Raw genomic sequence first — 24,523 nt, 5'->3', positions numbered from 1 at the left:
CGGGCCGTAGAAATCAACCATGGGAGAATCAGCAAAATCAACATTGTATCTGAATCCGGGCAAAGAGGCGTAAAGTCTGAACTTGGCCGTATTGCGCAAAAAACCGCTATCACGAACCATCTCCAGTCCCTGCGCTGGGGCCATAGCCATATAATAGTTAAGCAGCCAGAGAGTTCCGTAACTCCAGTAGCCGACCCCTTCGTGAGAAGCTCCGTCAGGTGAAAGCAGGGGCAGAACCAGATTGAAATTATCTTCAGCTGTTTTCAGCCAGTCCAATGCCCGCCGATCATCGCCGTATAATGCAATCCCGGCAACAGCCAAGGCACCGGCATTTACATAGTTATGGTTCTGAAGCAGGCCACGGGACTGAGCCCACCACAAACGTTTAGAGCGAAGGATCTCATTCAATATCTCTGCATGTTCGATGATCGAATCCTTGACCATCAACCGCATAGCCGAGGATAATTCATCGTAAAACCAGTCATATGCGAGAGAAAGGGCAAAAAGACCGTGTGCGGCTCCAATATCTTCATTATTACCCCAGACCTGTGCGGAACAAAAAGTCCGCAACAAATTCTGAACAGCAATAAAAGAACTAGAATCACCGGTAATCAAGTAATAGAAAGCGCTATCCACCAGCCCGTCAGCAGGGCGGCGTACAGTTTCACTATTGTAGCGAAGCAGATTGTTCGGAACTCTATTGCCCACCATTGCCTTGGCCCGCTTACGAATGATGCGCAAAAACTCAGAATAAGGCTTTTCATCTTTAAAAGAACGCAATTGCTTTAAGCGGGCCTTATTGAAATAAAGTCTGGGACGCTCCTTGAATACAGATAAATCAGCAGCAGATGCGGAAAACGGCAACCCCCATAAAACCGAAATCATCACCAATACCGCAACAACCGGCTTATGCCGCATTACGCCCCCTAGATTTATTTTAAGCTAAAAATCTTCAATTTCTTAATTATCTTGACCAAAGTACGTTTTACAATGCCCATCGAAGACTCAAGACTGGCAACCCTTTTTTCCAAATCATCAATATAGCGGGCCACGTCCTCTTTGTCGCAGGGAATTGTAGATTCAGGCATGGGAAGCAGACCGTCGCTAATACGTTCCTGGGCAAACGTCTCCACAACATCTGCACTGACAGGCTTAATGTCATCTGCAAATCCGAAAACAAGTGAACCTTCACAAAGGACGTTGATATTACGAGGAATACCGTAGGAATACTCATATATCTTTGCCACTGCGTTTTCTGTAAAAACCATAAACGGATCATCAGCTCCGCCCTGCCGCAAACGGTAGTAAATATATTCCTTAACTTCCTGCTTACGCAGACGGGAAAGATGAGCACTGATTACAATACGCTGCACAATCTGGCTGTAGCGTGCCTTGCGCAGCCGATCACGGAAACCGGTCTGGCCGACCATAAGAATGGAAATCAAGTTATCTTTTCCGGCCTGCAGATTTGAAATCATCCGAACCTGCTCAAGAGCTTCGTCACTCAGATTCTGAGCCTCATCAAGAATAAGCAAAACCCGCTTATCACTGTTGGTATAAATATCGAGCAGGTGCTGTTGCAAAGCATCAAGACATGAAGCCGGGGTGGGATTTTCAGGCAGCTTTCCTTCTAGTTCTGTAAGGATCATCTCTACAATATAGTCACCGCTGACTGCACTATTGAAAATTACCCCTACAATGGTTTCCTCACTGTGCTCCACCACCAACTTATAAATAATGGAAGTCTTGCCTGTTCCGGCATCACCGGTAAGCAAAATCAGGCTGTCCCCGTTCATCAATCCGTATTCTATATGGGTAAGAGCCTGCTGATGCCATTGGCTCAAATAGAAAAATTCCGGGTCGGGCAGAATGTTGAATGGCTTTTCGTTCAAGCCGTAGAATTCTAAATACATTTAACCACCACCTCAGCTGATAACATTCAGGCTTTCCTTATCGCTCTTATTGAGGACTATACCCACAATATTCCGGCCTTCAAGGAGATTGAGCGCTTTCTGCACATATTCACGCGAAGTTTTGCCTGCTTCCACAACAAAAATGATTCCGTCCACATAGCTGGAAAAAACCAATGCATCAGGCGCATGCAGCAAATCAGGACAATCGAATACAACATAACGGTCAGGATACCGATCTTTCATTTCCGTAATCAAATCCTGAAGCTTGGGAGAACCAAGTATTTCGGTGGAGCCTTTAATCGGTTCCCCTGCAGGAAGAAAGGAAAGCTTATTAATCCCCGGTTTTATTAAAAGTTCAGGTACAGGAATATCATGGAGAAGATGATCCGTCAGTCCCTTTTCAACTTCTATTCCCAAGTATTTATGGATGCTTGGCTTACGCATGTCCGTATCAACCAGCAAAGCGAACTGGTCAACTTCACGGGCAATACTTATCGCCAAATTAATGGAAGTAATGGTCTTGCCTTCACCGGGCATGGCACTGGTAACCATTAACACATTATGCTTTTTCCTCTTAGTGCGATGAAAAATCTGGGTACGCAACAGGTTATATATATCAGTAAAAGAAGAGCTGCTATGCTTGGTAAGAATCCTGTTCTTCGCAAGCTCCATCTCATCAAGAACTATATCATCATAGAAGCTTTTAGGAAGATTACATCTTTGCTCCATTTCCTCTGAGGATCTGGATTCAGCTCCCTTTTTGGCTTCAGGCACAGGGAGAGGTGTTTCAACAGCAGTACTTTTAACGGCTGTTGACATATTTTCGCTAGAGACCTGCTCTTCCTGCAATATGCGATTTCGTTTGGCTTTTTCAACAGCCTTGAGCAGCTTACTCATGTAGACTCCCTGTCCATTAAAAATTCAACACTATTTTGCGAACAAGTTTAACTGCAATAACGTCAATCGGCATAAAGAAGATATGAACTGCAACTACGCTCACTGCCGCAGTAGAAAAGAACACTATCGTCATAATCCACTTTTTGCGCACCAAAGCCCGGGCCTCTAACTCTGTCTCCCAATATGGAACAATGGCAAGCACCGGGAACTTCACAATAGCCGACAACTCTTCCGGCCTGCGGATAGAGCGGTCCATGAACTCCAAAATAGTGCCGGTACTGGCTCCCACACCGAGAGAAAGTACAAAGCCAACAAGAATCAACGCAAGCCTGTTAGGACGGATCGGTTTTTCAGGCACAATCGGAGGATCAATAAGGGTGAACCGTTCAGCAAGCTGACTCTGTTCCAAACCTTTTGCCTCACGGGCAGACAGCAGCCTGTTATTGATATCCTGATACTTAAGCTGGGCGTTTTCATAATCTCGCAGCAGTACCTTATACTCCTGCTCTACCTGTGGGGTATTAACTACCCTGAGCTGGTAGGCAGCATATTTCTTGGCAAGCTCAGCATAGTTTCTTTCCGCCTCGACAATTTCAAGTTCAGTAGAAGCAATCTGAGTCTCAATCTGAATATACCCTGGATTATCCGGGACATCCGGAGCAGAATCGAACATTGAATCCTGCAGTGCTGCCTCTTCAAGGCTTTCATTAAGAGAATCAATCTGCTTGCGCAGCATGATCACCTCAGGATGCTTATCCGAATATTTCTTGCGCAGGACCATAAGCTCCTGCTCCTTATTCTTAATTTCCCGGTTTATTAAATCAAGGTTGTCAGCAGCATCGACCTCCCTTTCAAGGGATTCAATCTGCCTTTTCATAGCCAGCACGTCAGGATGCCGCGAAGAATAACGCGACTGCAATGAAAGGTACTCGCGCCTAAGTTTTTCGAGGTCTTCACGGGCAGTAGGAAAACGGGTTCCGTCATTAGCGACAATACGCAGGTTAGGATCAATACTGGCCCGCTGTCCTTCGAGATAAACCTTACGGTTCTTCAAGGAAACGATCTGTTCCTGAACCTTATCAAGCTCCCGCTGAAGGCGTTCCATGGAGTTCATGTTATGAATCAGCAGTTCCGGTAACTCATTTACATGCTCCTCCTTAAAGAGGGCAATGTTTGATTCCAGCTCCAGAATCTCGGAACGTAATTCGGCAAGCTGCAACTCAAGGAACTCAAAAGTCGACGTGGCTTTTTTCTCTCTCTCCTTCAAGTTTTCTTTCAGATAAAGAGAAGTGAGAACATTGGCTACCTGAGCAACTTTCTGTGGACTGCGTCCTTCATAGGAAAGGGTAAATGCAACTGTAGCCGTACCGGGACGACCGGAATACTGGTTGGTCACTTCAGCTGTAATAGGTTCAAGCTGGATATCCTCACGCATTTTAGCGATAATTTCTTCAGTGGTATATTTGCCGACCAGATCAGGATACAGTTCAAATTCCTTAATAATATTCAATAGGTTACCGTGACTGAGAACGACCTGTGATATTGCCTGCAGTCTTTCTTCAACAAATCCGGTAACCGTGGTCTGGACCAGATCTTGAGGAATGTCCTGATCCTCGATAAGGATGGTTGCCGTAGATTTGTAGACTGGTGACAAAATAAAGGCCAATACGAAAATCAAAGAAAAAACAGCTCCCGCAGGTATAAGGAACTGATATTTCCTGCGTTTTAGGACATCGAAATAATACGCTATATCCGAGCTTTCCTGCATATGCCCGCTCCCTTAATTTATCTCGGTCGGAAATGAATAAGAAAAACCGACCCAGCTTTTAAATCTTTCATCATTTGAGTCACTGATTTCGTTGAGCGAGAGATTGACGCTTAAGCCACAAAATGCGGTCCAATCTTCTTCAAATTTCCAGTTTACGATGGCCTGAGAAAAAACACCTTTTGCCTTGTGCTTCCTTCCTCCACTATTACCATCAGACTCATTCATCCAATATGTATTGATATTATCCAAGGTTAAATATTCGGAAAACTCATATCTAAAATAAATTTCCGCCTGATCAAAAACTTCATTCTCGCCATATCTTCCGGGTCGTACGGTCCTTTCAATGGCCGGAACAACGCTGAACTCCAGTTCACGATATCCCAACTCAGCACGGAACTGGTAGAGAAAATCAAGGCTGTCCCCGGTAATTGTGTCGCTTGAATAATTGGAAGAAGTAATTCCCGGTCCCCCCTTTACTGAAAGCTTCCAGCCCTCGGTAAACTGGTGGTCAATACCAACTATGCCCTGAAAGGAAATCTGATCACTCTTAAAATCGTCAATCTCGCGGCTGAAATGAGTAAAAGTATTCATTTCACCGACATATAAAGTTGTCCGTTCATTATCCAGAGCATGGCCCCAGATAAAGCTAAGCACATTGGTCAGGTAATCAGAATCGCTCTTACGCTCATAGTTGGTCTTATCAATATAATTACTGATTACCAGATTATCCTTTTCACCCATGCGCCATGTGAGTGATGGAGTGGCAGAGGTCTTTAAAATCACAGTCGGGTCAATATCGACACCGCCGGATTCATACGTGTTTTGATCAAGATTGTGGTAACGCTTGTGGTTAACTGCCAATGCACCCTGAAGATCAGGGCTGAAACTGTATTTACCGGAAAGATCCAGATTGTAGTCATACCGGTCCAGCTCATCATGGTTCAGATAATCCTTGTAAATGAAGTCTCCCCTGAAATTAACCTGCATATCTTCATCATAGATATCAACCTTCAGGGCAGGGGTAATCTCAGCAATAAAGTCATCAAACTTTTTGTAATCCACATTGCTGTCGTACATTTCCCGCATCCTGAGTACCGGTTTGATCTTAACCACTTTACCGGACAAACCTGCCGCGCGCTTCGGAGTCGTAAAAAATCCGCTATCGCCGGAAGCAACGGCTTCCTTTTGGCGTGCATTTTCTGAAGGGATAAGTGAAACAGAACTGCCCCCGGAACTTTGCTGCTCTTCCGGCAGATCTTCTTTTGCGCTTACGGCTGTTTTCTTACTCACGCTTACATCAGAAGATGCCAGCAGGACCGAAGCGGAATCTGAATGTGAGTTTGAAACCGATACGCTGTTTTCAGCTGAGGCACGGACAGCAACACGCTGTTGCACAATTTCATCAGGAACAACGGCCCTGACTTTTGCCCCCTGCTCCCCAACAGGTTCGAAAGGATCAGCCATCAGAGTCACATCGTTTACCGGACGCTTCAGATCCGCCACAAAAATTGCAGAGCCGGTTTCCGCTTTGCCGGACCAACTGTCCAAAGGCTGAATAACTGGAACACGCACCCTCCAGGAAACTCCGCCCTCTCCTGCTAAAACGACGCAAACCGGCACCAGCACAAGGCTGAATATCACAGCGCGAAAAATTCTGCGTACCGGTCCTGACATCTGACTCCCCTGTCAAAATCAATTAAAACAGACATATCCTAAGGTACAATAATAGTATCGCCCGGTTGCAAGAGGATATTCTGCTTCAAATTCTCCCCATCAGCCAATTGGTCATAATCAAAAGGAAAAACTTTCTGTGAGCCGTCCTTATTCTTGCGGACAATGATAATGCTGCCGCTTTCGGCAAAAGGACTTAATCCCCCGGACATCGCCAGCGCCTGAACCACTGTAATATCCTGTCCCATCACCAGAACTTTGGGGTTATTAACCTTTCCCATGACATAAACCTTGGGGTGCTCAACCTTGCGCAGGATTACCGTTACCGGGGCATCGGGAACAAACTCCGAAATCCGCGCTTTCAGCTTTTCGCGGAGTTCATTAACGGTTAAACCTCCGGCCTTCAAGTCCCCGGCCAGAGGAAAAGAAACGCCGCCGTCCGGTCTTACTACAACCTCTCTGGCAAGTTCTTTGTCACCCCAGACTGAGATTTCAATGACATCCTCAGGACCAAGCCTGTATTCATTGTTTACAGTCAGTTGGGCAGAAGCTCCCCGGGGGGCCGATGCAAATAAAATGACAAACATAAACAAAACAAATAATTTTAAACCCTTCACGCCGCCTCCCTGACAATTAAAAAATTCTTATTTAATAAAATTAAACTCTTAGGTCATTTTTCAGACATGTAGAGTCACTGTCTCCATGCAAAACTGAAGACAGTCTTAAAAATTATCTTCAAGTCCATAAGCACAGACCAGTTTTGAAGATATTCAATGTCAAAGGAAATGCGTTTCTGCATATCCTCGTCAGTTTTGACTTCACCTTTGTATCCATTAACCTGAGCCAGTCCGGTAATACCCGGCTTTGAAATATGACGCAGCATATAACCGGGAATATGTTTGCGGTAATCTTCATTCATTTTAACAGCATGCGGCCTTGGGCCAACTATAGACATCGTCCCGTCAAGCACATTGAAAAACTGAGGCAATTCATCAAGGCTGTTTTTACGCAGGAACATTCCGAACCGGGTAATTCGTGGATCTTTCTTTGTTGCGGGAGTAAAATCATACCCGTCTTCCAGAACCTTCATCGTTCTGAATTTATAAATCTGAAAAGGCTCTCCCTCCAATCCGTAACGCCATTGCCGGAAAAATACCGGTCCTTTGGAAGTTAACTTAATCCCCAATGCAATCAAAAGCATAAAAGGAGAAATAATAACCAAGATCAAACCGGAAACAATTAAATCTTCCATACGCTTGGCGAAACCGTTCATTCCTTCAAACGGAGAACTCCGGAGAACAATTGCGGTTTGCCCGGCAACATGAGCCACATCCCCGCCCATGAGATATTTAAAAATAGTCATATCCGGGAAAAAATAAATTTGAGCCGTGGTATCTTCCAGCCCAAGCATAAGCTTATTGAGCATATCTTCATCGCGCATGGGCAAAGCCAGAAAAACAAGCTGGATATTGTTTTTCTTTACATAATCAGGCAGGTCATCCAGCTCTCCGGCACAAGGGTTTGTACCACTGCAATCAGGAGCAGTAGAATCAAAGAAAGCCATTATCCTGATGCCGGCCCAGGGATTATCCTTCACCCAGGTATCCAGAGAATTGGCAAGCTTTCCGCTTCCGGCGATAATAGCCCTCCGCCCGGTGACATTCTCCGCAAAAAAACTGGAAGCAAACTTGCGTATAATAAGACGCTCCAGACAAAGCAAAGCAGGCCACAAAAGCATCGCTGCAAGGACTACCCGCCTTGAATAAACGCTTGAAACCTTAAAAGAATATCCCAAAAGCAACAAACCGCCGAAGACAAAAAAAACTGCGGCAATAATGCGGTTGCATTCCTGCAAAATATCCGAACCAGCCCAGTCCCGATAAACACCTACAATGTGAAAAGCGATAAGTCCCAATGCCGCAGTAACCGCAACCAGCAATGCAAGATGGGTAGCCCGTGATGAAAAAGATTCCGGGGAAAAGATATTATAAAGAACAAGAAGGACAAAAATCCCCGCCCCTATGTCAATAATCCTGTGAAACGGCTCAAACATATGCGGCGAAATGCTGATCTTTCGGTCCATCATTCCTCCTGCCCTAAAGCAAAATCATTTTATACTAACAAACTATAATCAAACAAAAATATGGAGGAAGCATAGTTTAGCGTCCTCCATATTTTTTCAATATTTATTCATTCTAAAGCCGCTCAAGCAGATTGACAGCATCTTTACGCTCTGGAAAATCTTCTTTGCTTTTCAGCAACTTATTCAAGACTTTCTTCGCCTCATCATTTTTCCCTTCGCGAGAATAAACCAAGGCCTTGTGGAATTGTGCAGCTGAGAAATCCGGTAACAATTGCAAAGCGGAGTTAAATACGTGCAGGGCCTGCTGGTATTCACCATTCAAGTAGAGCACGTATCCAAGGGTATCCAAAGCTTCCGGACTCTGGCTGCTGGACGCGACCCGGGCCAGCTTAAGGGCCTGTTCCATATATTCTCCATTGTCAGAGAACTTAGTCGCCAGCAGATAAGCCAAATTGTTAGCGGCCAACTGGAATCCGGGATGCTGTTCAAGAAGCTTTGAATAAACTTCACGAGACTGCTCATATTCGCCATTCTGCTCATAAAGAAGACCTAGCAGAAACTGCGGTCCGGGATTATCACTATCCTTTTTTATTTCTTCCTTAAACTTGGCTATCCCTTCTTTAAGCTTTTTATCCCTTACGTAGAGGTCGCCGATACGCAGATACGGAAGCATCCATTCCGGTGCAAGAGTTACCGCTCTTGAATAATTCGTTTCAGCAGCCTGAAAATTACCTCTGGCAGCATAAACCTTCCCAAGAAGCTCATAAATACGAGCATTATCGGGAAATTTTTCAAGCAGATTCTCGCAAAAATTAGTCGCGGCAGTATACTTGTGCTGAAGGATAAAAATATCAACTTTCCCCTGAATAGCGGCAAGAGAATCCGGAGCAATTTTAAGCGCATTGGTATAATGTTGCTCCGCCAGTGAACTCTTTCCAAGAGACCGGGCTAACTCAGCCAGTTTCATCTCTCCCACAGGAGAATCAGGGAATTTATCGCTCAGTTCATTAAAAGTGCGACTCGCAAGGTTTGCATCCCCTTTAATGGCATAAACATCACCGATAGCGGCCAAAATCTGGATGTCATCCGGTCTTTTTTCCCTTAGACGCTGCAACTCAAGAATGGCCTGATGCCAATCTTTGCGGTCGAGATAAGTGTTTATCAAAACCTCCCTTGCAGGGGCATAACCCGGCTCAAGGTTAATTGCTTCCTTAAGGTTCTCAATAGCGATATTAATTTCACCATTAATCAAATGCGCACGGGCCAGAAGAACATATGCTGGCGCACTTTCCGGATTATCCCGAACGACTTGGCGGAATTCAGATACGGCCAGATTCCCGCGTCCCTCAAAAAGGTAAATCTGCCCACGCAGATAATGCGCCTCGGAATCCTTGGAGTTCAGTTCAATTACTTTATCAAGCTGTTCAATGGCTTTTTTGGGTTCATTCATGTCCAAATACATTGTTGCAAGTTGCTTGCGGTAAACAACGTAGTCGGAACTTTCTGTCCCTTCAGGATCCAAAGCCACACCGTCCAACAAGATTTTTACTGCTTCTTCCTGCCGTCCCTGAGACATGTAAAGGCCCGACAGAGAGCTCCTGATCGCCAATAAAGACTTATCAAGCGCTAACCCTTCCTTGAGGACCTTTTCTGTTTCAACAAATTTTTTCTGGGAATTAAGCACCCTCGAATAAAGCACCCTATATTCTGCTTCTTCCGGATGAGTATGAACAACTTCAGCCATCAACTCGGCTGCCTTGGCATCATTACCCATGGAAGAATAGAATTCAGCCGCAAAAACTTTTGTACGAGGATCAGCACTGTTGCTCTGCAAAAGTTTTTCGACATACTTCAAAGCAGTGTCCGGCTCATTGTTCTGGCGGTAAAAAGCAACAACCTTCATCAACAGGGATGTATTCTGGGGAATACGCTTAAGCCCCTCAAGTAAAGCACCTTCAGCATCTTTCATGTTGCCCTGCCTGATAAAGACACTGCTCATGGAAAGATACACATCAGGATTTCCGGGATCTTCGTTTAAGGCAATTTCCAGCATTTTCTGTGCTTCAGCGAATTTCTTGCTCTCAGCAAGAACTGATGCCAGCACCAAACGGGCCTCAATATTTCCTGCATCCAGATTCAAAGCCTTACGGGCCATATCACCGGCATCATCATATTCACGGGCCAGCAGATAAAGCTTGCTGAGCTCCACCTTTGCTTCAATCAATGTAGGATCAAGATCTGAGGCATACCTGAAATTAATAAAAGCACCTTGGAAGTTTCCATTTTCCAAAGCAATCTTCCCAAATAGTAAGCGACACGAAGCGCATTCGGGATCGATGGAAAGAGCATTCTTTATTTCAAGTCCGGCCTCGGTCATCATCCCTTTATTGTAATATTCAACTGCCTTCTGGTAAAAGTCATCCCTTCTCTTTTCACACCCTCCAAGGAGGCCGACTGTGACAATTATCAGGAGTACCGCAAATAAATACTTACGCATTGATTTCCCCGTATTTATAAATTCAACTCAAAAACACTATTCAGGAATATAAGGTTTGAGTTCTATTGCTAAGTTCTTAGTAAAATTCTCAAGAATCTGCTGACCATGCTCGACGCTTTCATCTTCATTCAACAGCAACTCTACCCTGATGAGAGCTCCGTCAGTGCGCTGTCGAGTTATGGAATCAACTGCCAAATAAACTTTATTCATGTATTCGTCAGTTATAACTCTTCCCCGCTGCTGAAACCAGTAAAAAGCCAATAACCGTTGCCCCGGCTTATCCATAAGCAATCTGCGCACCTTAAAGGGACGCCCCTTTTGCGGATCTGCTGGCAGATCACGAGAGGAAGCAAGGCTCCACCCCCCACCACCAAGAAGGCAACTGACCGGATTATGGACCGCCCGCTGCGGTTCCTGATAATCATAGTACGTAACCAAAACTAAAATATCGCGGCCTGTTTGTTTATCCCTGAATACTCCTGAGAGATAATCATCCGAACCAAGTGATTCAAGAATATCATCATCGTAAAAATATTTTTTGCCAGCGTATTCACCGATCTCTAACGGGAAATTATCAAAGCTTGCACGCTGAGGTATAACCCTCCCGGTAAACAGGTACATATTACCTGCGAAATAAAGCCCCAGAATTGCGGCCATTAGAAAGACATGCAAAGCCCTGCCGGTCGGAACTCCGTAATAACCGGGCCGGGAAACGGCCCTCTGCTCAGGCTTTCGCCCGCCAATCAGATTCAACAACAGGCTCCATGTTGCGAGCACAATTATTGAAAGCAGATAAATAACAATACCGGACGCATCATGGAAAAAGTTCTCAGCAGTTTCCACCGAAACATTACGCGCCAGATAACCTACGATGGCTATACGTAACGCATTGGCGAAAATCGCAGTAGGTACGGTGGAAAGGACAACCAGCACACGCTGCCATGTGCGCGAATTGAACCAGTAGCCCATCAAAATGCCCAGAAGAATGGTGGGAAAAACATAGCGTAAGCCGCTGCAGGCATCGACCACATGCAATTGGATCACGCCCAGATCAATAACATTCCCCTCACGGAAGACGGGGATATCAATGAACTGCATTATGCGCACAGAGATGTCGGAAGAAATAAGGCGCAGTTTAAAAGTAAGTGTACGATTGATAAACGGCGGCGGCGGTACAGCAAAGGCCAGCACAAGCAACGGAAATAAAAATGCCTTCATGGAACGCCAACCGTAAACAAAGAGTACCAGCGATACTACGGTCAGCCACATGGAAGCAAAAACCAAAGCATCTACAGCGGCGGCCTTTCCCAGAAAATACAGAAGACCACTGAGCAGGAGCCCGATATAACCGGACCCCGACGATGGCGTAATAACTTTCGGAAGCAATTCTCTACGTTGCCACGCCACATAAAGGGCAAGCGGGACAACCAGCCAGCAATAGGAATAATCATCGGTGTTCCATCTCCTGAAAAGAGGCGGAAAAGAATCCCAGAACAGCATGCCCCACGCTGCAATAACAGAAATGAATGCTAAAACGGCTGCCACTTATTACACTCCCGAATCATTATATCCTGCAAGGCTTGCAGGAATTACCTGTTTTACCACTCATTAACAGAAAAAAGCATGATCAGAAACATCAAACAGCTTGAAATAAAAAACTTAGTTAAAAGCCGTCTCTTAATCATAGCCGCTGTTCAGTCTCCTGCCTCAGCGCTTCCAATTTTTGCTGTCTACGGATTTTATGTTCCGGCAGCTCAATATAGGCCAGCAATGCATAAAACATCTGTCCCAACCCAAAGCGGGTGACATAACTGTTGCTGACAAAGTTCATGAAAGTCACGGCGAGGAAAAGGGCAAGAAAAGCATAACGTTCCCTGCCCTCAAGCAATCGTATTTTTTGAAGAAGACATAACTGAAAAACAATAAAAAGGATAAAACCGATCAGTCCGGTCTGAGTCAGGACGTCAAGAAAGTCATTATGGCTATTCAAAACATCACCGACTTTTTGACGTTCGTTAATATGTGAAGTAACGCTGCCGACTCCGACTCCGGCCAGAATACCGTCCAGAGGCTGGGCGGCATATGTCTCTATATTATGCTTCCAGATCATCGGACGCCCTGAACCGAACTGGGACTTATCCGGCCCCTTAACTGCATCAACCATATCAAAAAAGATAGTATATACCACTGCAGCGGAAAGAATGAGCACAACACCCATAATCAAACTTAGAAAAGCAAGAAGCTTTTTATTAACTCTGAACAGATAGTAATAAATAAAAAGCAGAAGACCGAAAAAGCAGGTCCGCACATAACTCTTATACAGGCAGTAAAGAGCAAAAACACTTATCATACATGAAAAAACAAAAAAAAGACGCTGCTTTAAGATGGGCACAAGGTCATCATACTGCGAACATATCACTGCAAAAATCATAAGAGTCATCAAGTACAATGCCATGCAATGAGCAAGGTTGTGAGGATTTACATATGCCCCGCTATAACGAAAAAGATTGTTCCAGTATAAAACCTTATACAACCCCTTCCCCTGTACAATAAGAAATGTACTCGCAAGAATGGGTACAGAATAACCGATAAGCATCAACTTTATATAACGTGAATAGTCTTTTACTGTGGTAACAACATTTTTAAGAACAAAATAAGTGATAAAAGGAAGTACGAATTTTGCTGCATCTTTAACATTGGAATGATCAAGATATAGTAAATAAACAAACCACACCCAGAACACAAAAGAAAAAAGAAAAAAATCAACAATCGAAATATTAATTTTCTTAGTTACGATTGCACGCATAATAAAAGCAACAATCAAAATACCAGATGCAAAAATAGCGAATACTTCGGTCACATTCAGACTGAAAACCAACCATCCGATTTCCACGAACATGATCGGACGGAAAAAGAAGAACAAGATCAATAATGACGTCATGCAAGACCACCATTTTGCGTCTGAGGATTCAACTCTTCATAAAAACCTAGAAAACGATCTGTTACCTTGTGGGAACTGAAGTTTTCAGCTGCATATTCGCGGGCATTTTCAGATAACATAACCCTTAAACCGGGATCATCAATTACTCTCGCAACAGCCCCGGCAATTGCCTCGGCACTGATCTCTTCCAGCAGCACCGCAGTCTGTCCCGGCCTGACCACATCTTTTATGCCCCCGGCTGAAGTTACAACCGGCACAAGACCTGAAGCCATTGCCTCAAGCAATGACACAGGACATCCTTCTGATCTGGACGGCAACAAGAAGATACAAGAATCCTCCAGTGCCCTGCTCTTCTCAACACCCTGAATATATCCCGGGAATGAGACGTTTACGAGCTTAAGAGCAGCGGCTCTTTCCATCAACCCTTTCCGCTCAGGCCCATCTCCGGCCATTAGCAACTTCAGGCCATCATACTTTTTATTCAAAAGGGCAAAAGCTTCAATCAATTCATAGGCACCCTTTCCCCTGATCATGCGGGAAAGAAACAACAGCGATTTTCCGTCCTTACTGCAGGCGTCAGAGCGTGGAACACTGCGAGTATCAATCATCGTACTGACAACCTCAACCCGATTAAGATCAACCCCGGCCTGCCCCAATTTTTCCTTGAATTCTTCAGCCAGAACAACAACCTTGCCGGCCCTGTTTAAAATTATTCGGAAAATACGTGACGTAAACGGCCCGCTCGAAATTCGTTTAAAAAACACATCATCCCAACCATGACTGAAAATAAGAATTCTACCGGAATAACCGAACAGAAAAAATAAGATTATTAGTGCTGATTCCTTAAGGATAGAAACAAGATTCATTGACGGGTTCATGTGAATAACATCAAAACGGTTAAGGCAAAGTAACCGAAAAAACAGGAAAAGATCAGCCAGCGTTCTGAAATAGCGCATGACTCCTCTTTGCCCCGGTCTGCGCCCGTACGGAACAGCTGTCACATTAACTCGCCCGTGAAGCTCCTGTAACAGAAGCTTGACGGTTTCAGCCACACCACCCATATGGCGCAAATCTGTCGAAACAAGCAGCAGCCGCATTTATACTCCAAAATTATTCCATTCTAAGACCATATATTCCAAATACCTCAATTAGCACCACTATTCCAGTTAATTATATGTGACACCATTAAAAGCGCCATCCAGTGAGTTCCAGTTCCACTTCGAAACAATTCTTAAACACATTGTAACAGCACAGTAACAACCGACCATGAATTGAGCGTATTTTTCTCACACCGTATTAAAACGGCATTTCACACAACTGACAAGCTGAACACAGACTATCTTCCGGGGAAACATATGTTACAATTACTAAAGAAAAAGGCTGCAGACTTTACCGAAAGCCACAAAGAAGAGATTAATCTTCTTGAAGGCCCCGGCATCGGAAGCCTTATACAAAATGTAGGCTGGCTTAATATATTATACTTTGCAATTCAGGACTTTCCAACCCTCACAGCCATGTATGGCCCTGAATGGGCTGAACAATTGGAAAAACGAATCCGCACAGTAATCACAAAAGAAGGCTGTAAAAATCTTAACCATTCTGATTTCCACTTATTTTCCTTTAATGCAGGCGAATTTTTCTTGCTGGATCCTACCGACAATATAAAGAATTCATCCCTGCAGGAATTAGCATACAAATTCAAAGTAAAAACTGAAAACAAACTCAAAAGTGAACAGATTGCCCGTACCGGCAACAATGTAACCATCAACAGCGGACACTCTTCTTTCAAGGCAGAACACTCAAACGACAAGCTATGGTCGAACTTCCTTTCTGCCATAGGCGAAGCGAGGCTTGAAGCTCAGAAAAGTCTGGACATTTCCAACCTTGAATTAAGCAATGAATTCAATGAAATTTTGAGTAATTCAGACATCCGCTGCCACTACCAGCCCATAGTAAACTTGGACGACAAATCAATCCACGGCTGGGAGGCTTTAGCTCGGGGACCGCACAACTCACCGTTCCGTTCGCCCTTAACCCTTTTTGATATGGCTGAAAAACTTGGCAAACTTTTCCACTTGGAAAAACAATGCCGGGAAGCGGCCATCAAAGCTTTTGGAAATCACGGGCCCCAACATAAACTTTTTCTCAACATCCATCCCAGAACAATAGTGGACCCCAACTTCACCACCGGGGAAACCAAAAGATTACTGGATAAATGGGGCCTTAAACCGGGCAACATTGTCTTTGAAATTACTGAACGCCATAGCGTGAAAGATTTCAAAACATTCCGCAAGACATTGGACCACTACCGCAACCAAGGTTATCTTGTCGCCATCGATGATGCCGGGACTGGATACTCAGGACTGACCTCCATTGCCGAAATCAAGCCCGATTACATCAAAATGGATAAATCCTTTGTCGATAACATCGAAACCAATCAGGTCAACCGGGCTTTGATCGACACATTTACCGACTTTTCGGAGAAAATAGGCGGCAAGCTGATCGTTGAAGGCATTGAAACACAAGAACAGGCGCTAACCCTGATCGATATGGGAGTGCATCTGGGACAGGGATATTTTTTTGCCAGACCACAACGCGAAAAACCGCAACTCAGCGAGGAATCCCTTACCCTGCGCAGAACCTCCGACCTGATCTATAACACCGGAACATACGGAATTCCGGTAAAAAATCTGGTCAACAAGGTCGAATCCGTTGAATCCGACACTCCGGTGCCCATGGTGCAACAGATTTTCAAGGAAACCAATGCCCTGAACAGTATAGTAGTGATCAAAAACAACACCCCCTGCGGTCTGGTCATGGAATACAACCTGAACAAACATCTTTCCGGCAAATACGGTGTGGCCCTCTATTCCAACAAACCCATTTCATCAATAATGGATGATGGCCCACTCATTGTAGACCTCGAAACCACTGTTGAAAAAGTATCCCAACAGGCCATGGCTCGTTCCAGAAAACAGGCTTATGATGACGTAATAGTAACCATGCAGGGACAACTTTTGGGGACAGTATCTGTACAACGATTGCTTGATACCCTAGCGCATGTACAAGTAGAGATGGCCAAAGGCACGAACCCGCTGAGCGGATTGCCCGGCAACCTTGATATTGAAAAAGAAATAGACCGCCGCATGAAGGCTAACGAAAAATACAGCATCATCTACGCCGACCTCGATAACTTCAAGGTTTACAATGACACCTACGGTTTCAAAAACGGAGATAAAATAATCCTCCAGATAAGCAAAATTATCGCATGGGCCAGTAAAAAACATGGCGCAAACGGTGACTTTGTCGGTCATATCGGAGGAGATGACTTTGTCATGGTTACCAAACCTGCAAAGGCAGAACGCATCTGCAAATCCATAACCCGCATTTTCAAAAGGCTGGTCAAGAACAACTATAACGAGAATGATGCTACAAACGGTTGGATGGAAGGCAAAGGCCGCGATGGGTCAATCTCAAAATTCCCGCTTGTTTCAGTCTCTCTGGCAATCCTCGATTGCGAACCTGATCAGCATCTCATGGAAATCGGAGAACAGGCTGCATCCCTGAAAAAATGGGCCAAGTCCATCGAAGGGAACTGCTGGGTCAGAGAAAGACGCAGCCGATAACTTTTAAGCCGCCAGAGGGATTCTTACAATAAATTATCGTCAAAGATTTGCTTAATACGATGCCGCAGGTTGGTATATCTCTTGCCTGCGGTAACGTTGTTCAAACCGATGGTGAAAGCGCGTTTGCTGCCGATAAGCACAGCCAGCTTGCGGGCTCTGGTCAGTCCGGTATAGAGCAGGTTGCGCTGCAAAAGCATGTAATGCTGCGAAACAATAGGCATGACCACGGCAGGATATTCACTGCCCTGTGATTTATGAACGCTGACCGCATAAGCGAGCGTCAATTCATCCAGCTCGGAAAGTTCGTAATGCACGATATTACCGTCGAACTCGGCAGTAAGCTCATTTTCCTCGGTATTGATATACATTACCCTACCAAGGTCGCCGTTGAAGACTTCCTTTTCGTAGTTGTTACGCAACTGCAGAACACGGTCACCTACGCGGTATTCAACAAAACCGCGCTTCAACCCTTTACCATTGCCGGGATTAAGCTTTTCCTGCAACACCGCGTTTAATTTCTGGGTTCCTACATCACCTTTGTGCATGGGAGTCAGCACCTGCACATCAGTCATGGGATCCAGCCCGTAACGCTCAGGGATACGCTCACAAACGGTCTGGACGATCATGTCCTGAACTTTCTGCGTAGACTCCTGCGGTATCCAATAGAAGTCAGCTTCCGGCGCTTCTGCCGGATGCGGCATGGGAAAGTCACCGTCATTAATGCGGTGGGCGTTGACGACAATATAGCTTTCCTGCGCCTGACGGAAAATATGATTCAGCACCGCGCTCTGAACCTGTCCGCTTTGCAGCAGATCAGACAGAACGTTACCCGGTCCAACAGACGGAAGCTGGTTAACATCACCCACAAAAATTACGCGACAAGTCAACGGGACCGCGCGGAGCACCGCAAGACAAAGCTGGGCATCGAGCATGGAAGCTTCATCCACAACCAGCACATCCGCCTTAAGCTTCTGGTCTTCGTTGTAATAAAAACCGCCGTCTTCGGGAGTGAACTGCAACATTCTATGGATAGTTGAGGCCTGCCGTCCTGTTGCTTCGGACAGCCGTTTGGCCGCGCGTCCGGTGGGCGCAGCGAGCTTGATCTTCAGCCCCAGTTCTTTGAGCGTCATGACCACGGCTCTGGTAATGGTGGTCTTACCTGTCCCCGGTCCCCCGGTAATAATGAAAAATTTATTAACGCAAGCTTCAAAAACTGCCTCGCGCTGTTCATCTGAGAGTTCAAAACCAAGCTCGGATTCAACTTCGGGCAAAGCCTTCTCCACTTTCTCCCTGCTTACCGGAGATGGATGGCTGATAAGACCGTGCAGACGATTGCATATTTCCCGTTCAAAACGGTAAAAATGCATCAGGAAAACCGCTTCATCAATGTCCTGTTCCGGCAGATTTTCCACCCGGACCCGTTTGCGTTCTTCCAGTGAATTGATACCTTCGCTGATCAATTCCAAATCAATGCCGCCAAGCATCTTGGCAACATCTTCAACAAGCTTGACCTTAGGCGAGAACATATGCCCGCCCCGCTCGCTCACTGAAAACAAAGAGTAAATAATGGCAGCTTCAATACGCTGCGAAGAATCAGGAGCAAACCCAAGCTTAAGGGCCATGGCATCAGCAGTCTTAAAGCCGATACCGCGGATTTCATAAGCCAGTTCGTAAGGGTTTTCACTGATCTTATTAACAGCCTGAGCGCCGTAAAGATTGAAAATTTTAGCCGCATAGGTGGGCGGCACTTCGTGGGTGTGCAGAAAGAGAATAAGATTCTTAATTTCGCGCTGGGATGACCATGATTCCTTGATCGCTTCCAGCTTCTTCTTGAAAATACCTTTGATCTTGAGCAGCTTTTCCGGTTCATCGTCCAGAATATCCAGCACATCAATACCGAATGTCTTGACCATATCCGTGGCGATTGCTTCACCGATGCCTTTGATTGAAGATGATTTCAAAAAACGGATAACCCCGGCTTCAGTTGCCGGACGGACCCGCTCATAAAAATCAGCCTCAAACTGGCGGCCGAATTTTGGATGCTGTTTCCAGCGGCCGTGCAATTCCACGGATTCACCGGGTGTGAGTGACCCCAGAACTCCCACAACCGTAATATGCGAAGGTTCGTCTTTGGAGACGACACGGGCTACAATATAACCGTTCTCTTCGTTATGATAAACAACTGCCCGGACTTCACCAGTAAGCGTATCAGACATCAATTGGTCCTATATAGGCCTCCGGCGGCCCTGCCGGGGGCCTTAAACCCTTTTGCAAAAGGGTTTAAGAATCCCAAAACCTTTAATAGTTTTGAGCTAATTAAATTTCAAAATTGAAACTGTTGGCTTACAACTTTTGCCGATACTCAAGTGACTGCCGCAAAGTTTCCTTGTCCGTATATTTTACTTCAGAACCAATGGGGATACCCTGCGCAAGGCGGGAAAGCTCGATCCCGGGAAATTTGGATTCAACCAGATTCTTGATGTATGAAGCAGTAGCTTCAGCGTCAACAGTAGCTCCCAAAGCGAGAATAAGCTCCTTTACTTCGCCTTTGGCAAGACGCTCTTCAAGCTTCTGAAACTCAAGCTGTTGCGGTGTAACTCCATCAAGCGGCGAAAGAAGGCCGCCCAACACCAGATAATAGCCGCGATAAAGCCCCATTTCTTCGATCGCAAGCAGAGAATCCCATTCAGAAACAAGGCAAAGCTTTTCATGCTCACGCTTGGGATCAGAACAAATCCGGCAAGGACAGGTATCGGTAATGCTGGCGCACTGCTCACAGATACAAAGCTTCTCACGCAGATCAATAAAACTCTGACCGATGCCCGTAACTTTCTCTTTGGGCATCTTCAGCATGGTCAAAGCGATGCGGAGCGCAGACTTAGGGCCAAGACCGGGAAGTTTCGCCAGTTCCTGCGCAACAACCCGTAACGGCTCAGGTAAATTTTCCATTCTATGCCTTCAGCAATCCTGCCAATGTTAGGAATAAATAACGACAGGATGTGGAGAAAAATATTTTAAAAACTATCCCCAAACCAAACTATCCCAGCGGCGAAGCCCTATTAAAAGTTTTTGAAGGGATGGGGTCTGGGGAAGGGAAACTTTTGCAAAAGTTTCCCTTCCCCAGCCGTCGGAGACATTTATTAGAACATACCGGGGATGTTCATACCGCCGGTGATGGCAGACATTTCGGACTCCATCATGGCTTTTGCTTTCTTGTTGGCATCATTTACTGCTGCGAGTACGAGATCCTGAATCATTTCAACATCACCGGACTCAACGATGGTAGGATCAATTTTGATTTCGAGCACTTCGGAAGAACCGTTAACTTTAACGTTAACCATACCGCCACCAGCGGAACTTTCTACTTCACGAGTCTTGAGATCTTCCTGCAGAGCGGTCATTTTGCGCTGCATAATCTGAGCCTGGCGTACGAGATCGTTCATACCTTTCATTATATTACTCCTTGAAATTATTAACTTGTTAATTAATACACAAGACTACCGGACAGACCGGAAGCCTTATTAAACATCTTTACGCGGATCAATGGAAATGATGCTCGCCCCGAAGGCTTCCATCACCCTTTTTACATCCGGGTGGGCTTCCACCTCATCACGTATTTCCTGCCTGCTCCTGCGCTTGCCCTTCGAACTGATCTGAATTTCCAGCTCAATTTCAGGGCCGAAATATTCCTTCGCCATTCGTTCTACAACAGCACGAGATTCGCGTCCGGCAACCTGCCCCTGATGAAAAGAGTTGGCACAGGTCAATACCAGTTTACCATCAATAAACTCACCCTTGCATTTGCTCAGACCGGAAGTTGATCCATTCGCACCGCTATCTGCGACGTATTGCAAAAAACCATCAAAGTCACGCGGTCCACTGACTGATGCCGGAAATGAAGGCTTAGGCGGAGCAGGTTCGGGAACACGCTCCAACGGTGGAATAGATTCCGGCGCAGGATTTTCCAATTGTGGGACAGGGGGAGTTAAATCAGTTTCAGTAAAACCTGCCGCGTCAGGAAGGGAGGAATCATCAGCTCCCATATCGTTCACAGAACGGTTGCCAGCCGGAGAACCGGACTCGGTACGTCCCATGGGGCGTCCGTTTGCCCCCATGCCCTGTGGCTGCATGGACTGATTATGAGACGGAACCTGCTGCTGCATTCCCTGCTGCGGACTATTCTGCCACGGCGGAGTCTGCCCGCCTGACTGTTGGCCCATGGACCTGCTTGGCGGCGGAGTCTGTGGAGCTGCTTGTGACACTTGTTGCGGACTTGGTGCTGCCGAAGCAAGCGCGCCGGCCCGTTCCATGGAAATAAGGTCGGTAAGGCTGGCCATATTAAGCAAAAGCAGCTCAAGGGCCATGGCCGGTTCGAGACTGGTCATTACCTTGCGCTGTCCGTCCACGGTCATCTGCCAGCAGGCATGAATGAAGGAACGGTCAAAAGTCTGGGCCCACTTCATGAACTCCGCAGCTTCCTCGGATGAAAGTCCGAGCAAAGGCACAGCCCGTTCGCCGGATTGGTTGAGCAGAAACATATTCCGCCAGCAGTTACCAAGTTCACGAATGAAAAATCCGAGATCAAGTCCGCGACCAAGAACCTGCTGTACTGTGTCACCCACAGCAACCAGATCACGTCCGTGGATAGCCTGCATGAGCGTGAAGAACACATCACGACCGGCAAGTCCCAGAATTGAGCGGACATCTTCTTCCAGCAGCCTCTCGCTGCCAAGAGCCAATACCTGACCCAGCAGGGACATGGAATCACGCACACTGCCTGCGCCGCGTTTGGCAATAAGATCTACTGCTCCCTGCTCAAATTCGATCTTTTCCATATTTAAGATATTGGAAAGATGCGCGATCAGCTCATCATTGGTGAGCATCTTGAATGCGTAATGCTGACAGCGGCTGATAATGGTGGCCGGAAACTTATGCGTTTCCGTAGTCGCCATGATGAAAGTTGCGTGCGGCGGCGGCTCTTCAAGGGTTTTCAGCAAGGCGTTGAATGCCTGCACTGTGAGCATGTGCGCTTCATCGATAATGAAAACCTTGTAGCGGAATTCAATGGGCGCGTAACCGATATCTTCCTTGAGCCTGCGGGCGTCATCAACCTTACCGTGAGATGCGGCGTCAATCTCAACAACGTCTACACCGACACCGGCAGTAATCTGACGGCAGTTGTCGCACTCGTTACAGGGCTCGGCAGTGGGTGCATTTTTACAGTTCAGCGCCTTGGCGAAAATTCTGGCAATGGTAGTCTTGCCTACCCCGCGTGTACCACTGAAAAGGTATGCGGGAGCGATCTTGTCCTGTGCTGCAGCACGGGAAAGAATTGTTTTGACTGCTTCCTGTCCTGCAACTTCACCAAAAGTCTGCGGACGGTATTTTGCTGTCAGATTGGATGTACTCATAAATTAAGATGCCTTCGGCGACCCTTTTTGATGCGCTTCGCTTCTGTTAACAGATATAAAAAATCAGTTTGGGGACCCGTGCATCAGGCCCCCAAACTATTAATGACTAAATTTCGTAGTAATCCAGCCAGCCTTTGTACTTGTCGTTGCCGCCTTTGACAGCATTGAAGTACTCTTTCTGGAGGAGCGTACCGATGGGTCCACGTTTTCCTTCACCTATAACACGGTTATCAACTTCGCAGATGGGGGTAACTTCAGCAGCAGTACCGCAGAAGAAAGCTTCATCAGCAATGTAGAGTTCATCACGGGTGAAGAGCTGCTCCACTACTTCGTAACCAAGATCGCGGGCAACCTTCATCAGGCTGGCACGAGTAATACCGGGCAGTACGGAAGTAAGCGGAGTAGTTTTAATGATATTGTCTTTTACGATGAAAATGTTCTCACCGGTAGCTTCAGAAACAAATCCGGCAGTATCGAGCATAAGAGCTTCATCATAACCGTCTTTAACAGCCTCAACTTTGGCGAGGATGGAGTTGACGTAGTTACCGCAAGCCTTGGACTTGGTCATCATGGCGTTTACATGATGGCGGTTGAAGGAAGAAGTCTTAACACGGATACCCTTTTCAAGGGCTTCTTCACCAAGATAAGCCCCCCAAGGCCACGTTGCAATACAAACACGAATAGGGTTGGAGCCGGGGTGAACACCCATGACGCCGTCACCGATGAAAACCAAGGGACGAATATAACCTTCTTTGAGACCGTTTACTTTCAGGGTCTCAAGAATAGCATCGTGAATTTCTTCAACAGTAAAAGGTATGGTAAGACCAAGAATTTTAGCGGAATCGAAAAGACGAACCACGTGTTCACGCAACCTGAAAACAGCAGATTTGCCGTCCACAGTAGCGTATGCGCGAATACCTTCAAATACACCTGCACCGTAGTGCAGTGTGTGAGTCAGCACGTGAACCTGTGCGTCATCCCAATTGACCAATTCACCGTCAAACCAGATTTTTTCTGCTTTTTGAACCATTATGTCCCCCTAATTTTATTCTATAAATATTGCTAACGCAGGCCGAATGTAAGCCTTACTCGATAACAATAGCGAACAACAGAATGAATGAAGCTAAAAAAAAGAGGGTCCAAGGTCAAGAAGGAACGGGAAGATCAAGGTCAGTAAAACGATAAAAAGCAAAAAACACAACGCACTGAATGGACGGAGGCTGAATTGCCCCCGTCCTTATATTCGAACCATCATCGATTGAGATCAGACGCTGACAACTGAGTTTTCACCATCTCCGTATGGCGTCGTCTCAGTACGGTCTGGCTCGGTATCATTAAACCAGATATCGTCCCCGGCCAGATAACGGAACTGGTAGTCACGCCCGGTTTCAAGATCAACAGTCACAGTATACTTGCCGTTTTTTAGTTTTTTCATGGGAGTGGAACTTTGATCCCAACCATTGAAATCGCCAACCAGATAGATAGCTTCACCGTTTTCCACCTGATCCTTTTCCACTTCAAACTTAACCTTGCAAACAGATTTGCTTTTAAGAAATTTCTTGGAAAGAGCCACCGGAGCCTCCTGATGGTTTATAATTTCAAAAACGTCAGAAAAAGATTTTCTGTTAATAATTAATCGTTATTTTTTTTTAATGTCAACATCACTCTAAAAAATACATGTAAACGTCATCTGCTCATTTTGATTAATTATTCTAA

The 24,523-nt window shown here is 45.8% G+C and carries 17 protein-coding genes and 1 pseudogene; 1 reads left to right on the top strand and 17 read right to left on the bottom strand.

What is annotated here, in order from left to right; all coding sequences use genetic code 11:
• Positions 1-117: 117 nt before the first annotated feature.
• The 11 genes and pseudogenes from ACKU40_RS03640 to ACKU40_RS03590 all read right to left on the bottom strand — a co-directional run.
• A pseudogene (locus ACKU40_RS03640) lies at positions 118-711 on the bottom strand (DUF4962 domain-containing protein); the annotation flags it as partial.
• 221 nt (positions 712-932) lie between these two features.
• On the bottom strand, positions 933-1,913 hold the full coding sequence (locus tag ACKU40_RS03635) for an AAA family ATPase (protein ID WP_320175168.1): 981 nt from the start codon (positions 1,911-1,913) through the stop codon (positions 933-935).
• A 12-nt stretch (positions 1,914-1,925) separates the two neighbouring features.
• Complete coding sequence (locus tag ACKU40_RS03630; protein WP_320175167.1) at positions 1,926-2,810, bottom strand: polysaccharide biosynthesis tyrosine autokinase; 885 nt, start codon at positions 2,808-2,810, stop codon at positions 1,926-1,928.
• A 16-nt stretch (positions 2,811-2,826) separates the two neighbouring features.
• Positions 2,827-4,578 (bottom strand): lipopolysaccharide biosynthesis protein, encoded by a 1,752-nt coding sequence (locus ACKU40_RS03625; protein WP_320175166.1) that lies wholly within the window; start codon positions 4,576-4,578, stop codon positions 2,827-2,829.
• A 12-nt stretch (positions 4,579-4,590) separates the two neighbouring features.
• A complete protein-coding gene (locus tag ACKU40_RS03620) occupies positions 4,591-6,252 on the bottom strand; it encodes a hypothetical protein (RefSeq protein WP_320175165.1) in 1,662 nt (553 codons plus the stop codon).
• 38 nt (positions 6,253-6,290) lie between these two features.
• Positions 6,291-6,866: a polysaccharide biosynthesis/export family protein gene (locus tag ACKU40_RS03615; protein WP_320175164.1), complete on the bottom strand. Its 576-nt coding sequence runs from the start codon at positions 6,864-6,866 to the stop codon at positions 6,291-6,293.
• A 74-nt stretch (positions 6,867-6,940) separates the two neighbouring features.
• Complete coding sequence (locus ACKU40_RS03610) at positions 6,941-8,335, bottom strand: undecaprenyl-phosphate glucose phosphotransferase (protein ID WP_320175163.1); 1,395 nt, start codon at positions 8,333-8,335, stop codon at positions 6,941-6,943.
• A gap of 109 nt (positions 8,336-8,444) precedes the next feature.
• Positions 8,445-10,829: a tetratricopeptide repeat protein gene (locus ACKU40_RS03605; RefSeq protein WP_320175162.1), complete on the bottom strand. Its 2,385-nt coding sequence runs from the start codon at positions 10,827-10,829 to the stop codon at positions 8,445-8,447.
• A gap of 36 nt (positions 10,830-10,865) precedes the next feature.
• On the bottom strand, positions 10,866-12,374 hold the full coding sequence (gene xrtD, locus ACKU40_RS03600; RefSeq protein ID WP_320175161.1) for a VPLPA-CTERM-specific exosortase XrtD: 1,509 nt from the start codon (positions 12,372-12,374) through the stop codon (positions 10,866-10,868).
• Positions 12,375-12,510: 136 nt separating this feature from the next.
• Complete coding sequence (locus ACKU40_RS03595) at positions 12,511-13,770, bottom strand: O-antigen ligase family protein (protein WP_320175160.1); 1,260 nt, start codon at positions 13,768-13,770, stop codon at positions 12,511-12,513.
• Complete coding sequence (locus tag ACKU40_RS03590; protein ID WP_320175159.1) at positions 13,767-14,867, bottom strand: glycosyltransferase family 4 protein; 1,101 nt, start codon at positions 14,865-14,867, stop codon at positions 13,767-13,769. The genes ACKU40_RS03595 and ACKU40_RS03590 overlap by 4 nt, the downstream gene beginning before the upstream one ends.
• 258 nt (positions 14,868-15,125) lie before the next feature.
• Here ACKU40_RS03590 and ACKU40_RS03585 point away from each other — a divergent pair, with 258 nt between their 5' ends.
• Positions 15,126-17,396 carry a bifunctional diguanylate cyclase/phosphodiesterase gene (locus tag ACKU40_RS03585; protein ID WP_320175158.1) on the top strand — a complete coding sequence of 757 codons (2,271 nt, stop codon included), beginning with the start codon at positions 15,126-15,128 and terminating at the stop codon, positions 17,394-17,396.
• Between the two features lie 23 nt (positions 17,397-17,419).
• On the opposite strand, the gene ACKU40_RS03580 is transcribed toward ACKU40_RS03585, so the two are convergent.
• The 6 genes from ACKU40_RS03580 to ACKU40_RS03555 form a co-directional block, all read right to left on the bottom strand.
• On the bottom strand, positions 17,420-19,612 hold the full coding sequence (locus tag ACKU40_RS03580) for an ATP-dependent RecD-like DNA helicase (RefSeq protein ID WP_320175157.1): 2,193 nt from the start codon (positions 19,610-19,612) through the stop codon (positions 17,420-17,422).
• Between the two features lie 127 nt (positions 19,613-19,739).
• Positions 19,740-20,345, bottom strand: coding sequence for a recombination mediator RecR (gene recR, locus ACKU40_RS03575; protein WP_320175156.1), 606 nt, complete (start codon positions 20,343-20,345; stop codon positions 19,740-19,742).
• A gap of 191 nt (positions 20,346-20,536) precedes the next feature.
• Positions 20,537-20,848, bottom strand: coding sequence for a YbaB/EbfC family nucleoid-associated protein (locus ACKU40_RS03570; RefSeq protein WP_320175155.1), 312 nt, complete (start codon positions 20,846-20,848; stop codon positions 20,537-20,539).
• A 69-nt stretch (positions 20,849-20,917) separates the two neighbouring features.
• Positions 20,918-22,807 (bottom strand): DNA polymerase III subunit gamma/tau, encoded by a 1,890-nt coding sequence (gene dnaX / locus ACKU40_RS03565; protein ID WP_320175154.1) that lies wholly within the window; start codon positions 22,805-22,807, stop codon positions 20,918-20,920.
• A gap of 106 nt (positions 22,808-22,913) precedes the next feature.
• Positions 22,914-23,837, bottom strand: coding sequence for a branched-chain amino acid transaminase (locus ACKU40_RS03560; protein ID WP_320175153.1), 924 nt, complete (start codon positions 23,835-23,837; stop codon positions 22,914-22,916).
• Positions 23,838-24,071: 234 nt separating this feature from the next.
• Positions 24,072-24,380 (bottom strand): isoamylase early set domain-containing protein, encoded by a 309-nt coding sequence (locus tag ACKU40_RS03555; protein WP_320175152.1) that lies wholly within the window; start codon positions 24,378-24,380, stop codon positions 24,072-24,074.
• Positions 24,381-24,523: the final 143 nt, after the last annotated feature.

Source organism: Maridesulfovibrio sp., from assembly GCF_963666665.1.
GTDB lineage: Bacteria > Desulfobacterota > Desulfovibrionia > Desulfovibrionales > Desulfovibrionaceae > Maridesulfovibrio.
Note: the sequence above shows the minus strand (reverse complement) of the source record. Positions and strands in the feature narration are given on the sequence as shown.

Bases quoted from the DNA above. Each gene is read 5' to 3' on its own strand.
- ACKU40_RS03605 (WP_320175162.1), bottom strand. From the start codon at position 10,829: ATGCGTAAGTATTTATTTGCGGTACTCCTGATAATTGTCACAGTCGGC.
- ACKU40_RS03580 (WP_320175157.1), bottom strand. From the start codon at position 19,612: ATGTCTGATACGCTTACTGGTGAAGTCCGGGCAGTTGTTTATCATAAC.
- ACKU40_RS03620 (WP_320175165.1), bottom strand. From the start codon at position 6,252: ATGTCAGGACCGGTACGCAGAATTTTTCGCGCTGTGATATTCAGCCTT.
- ACKU40_RS03610 (WP_320175163.1), bottom strand. From the start codon at position 8,335: ATGATGGACCGAAAGATCAGCATTTCGCCGCATATGTTTGAGCCGTTT.
- ACKU40_RS03560 (WP_320175153.1), bottom strand. From the start codon at position 23,837: ATGGTTCAAAAAGCAGAAAAAATCTGGTTTGACGGTGAATTGGTCAAT.
- ACKU40_RS03630 (WP_320175167.1), bottom strand. From the start codon at position 2,810: ATGAGTAAGCTGCTCAAGGCTGTTGAAAAAGCCAAACGAAATCGCATA.
- ACKU40_RS03585 (WP_320175158.1), top strand. From the start codon at position 15,126: ATGTTACAATTACTAAAGAAAAAGGCTGCAGACTTTACCGAAAGCCAC.
- ACKU40_RS03595 (WP_320175160.1), bottom strand. From the start codon at position 13,770: ATGACGTCATTATTGATCTTGTTCTTCTTTTTCCGTCCGATCATGTTC.
- ACKU40_RS03625 (WP_320175166.1), bottom strand. From the start codon at position 4,578: ATGCAGGAAAGCTCGGATATAGCGTATTATTTCGATGTCCTAAAACGC.
- ACKU40_RS03590 (WP_320175159.1), bottom strand. From the start codon at position 14,867: ATGCGGCTGCTGCTTGTTTCGACAGATTTGCGCCATATGGGTGGTGTG.
- ACKU40_RS03570 (WP_320175155.1), bottom strand. From the start codon at position 20,848: ATGAAAGGTATGAACGATCTCGTACGCCAGGCTCAGATTATGCAGCGC.
- dnaX (WP_320175154.1), bottom strand. From the start codon at position 22,807: ATGAGTACATCCAATCTGACAGCAAAATACCGTCCGCAGACTTTTGGT.
- ACKU40_RS03635 (WP_320175168.1), bottom strand. From the start codon at position 1,913: ATGTATTTAGAATTCTACGGCTTGAACGAAAAGCCATTCAACATTCTG.
- recR (WP_320175156.1), bottom strand. From the start codon at position 20,345: ATGGAAAATTTACCTGAGCCGTTACGGGTTGTTGCGCAGGAACTGGCG.